Annotated in this window: 2 protein-coding genes; both read right to left on the reverse strand. The window is 47.1% G+C overall.

Annotated features, from left to right (window positions below; translation table 11 throughout):
* On the reverse strand, nucleotides 1-150 hold a 150-nt coding region (locus tag R8O11_RS28910; protein ID WP_318195084.1), incomplete at its 3' end, for a flagellar biosynthetic protein FliQ.
* Nucleotides 151-176: 26 nt separating this feature from the next.
* Nucleotides 177-624 (reverse strand): flagellar type III secretion system pore protein FliP (locus tag R8O11_RS28915; RefSeq protein ID WP_318195083.1); only part of this gene is annotated, 448 nt, incomplete at its 5' end.

Below are 624 nucleotides of genomic sequence, written 5' to 3' on the forward strand. Positions count from 1 at the left end.
GCTTAATGTCTGTTCGTTAATTGACGTCGCGGCTTGAAAAATCGCCACGACCAAACCGATGAGCAAACTGGGAATAATAATGGCACAGACCATGATCAACACCATCCACAGTGCTTCACGGAAAAGCTCGACAAACATTTCAGGAGTCATGTCTTACCTCTTTTCTCTGTGCCAATCTAAAGGGCAAAACTGCCGGCTAAGGTCGACAATATCAAGTTCCAACCATCCACCAACACAAACAGCATCAACTTAAACGGTAGCGATACAATCATTGGCGATAGCATCATCATACCCATGGCCATCAAAACCGATGCCACCACCAAGTCGATGATCAAGAACGGCAGAAACAACATGAAACCGATTTGGAAGGCCGTTTTCAGCTCCGAGGTGATAAAAGCGGGAATCAACACCGCCATCGACACATCTTCTGGATTGGTTACTTGCTCGCCCGACATATTTACGAAGGTTTCCAAATCCTTGATACGCGTTTGCTTAAGCATGAAGGCCTTCATCGGCACTTGCGCTGCATCGAATGCTTCGCGCGCTGTCACTTGTTCGTTGAGGTATGGCTGGATAGCCGTGTCATTGATTTCGTTGAGCACAGGAGACATGACACAGAAGGTT

This window comes from Vibrio sp. 1288 (genome assembly GCF_033344475.1).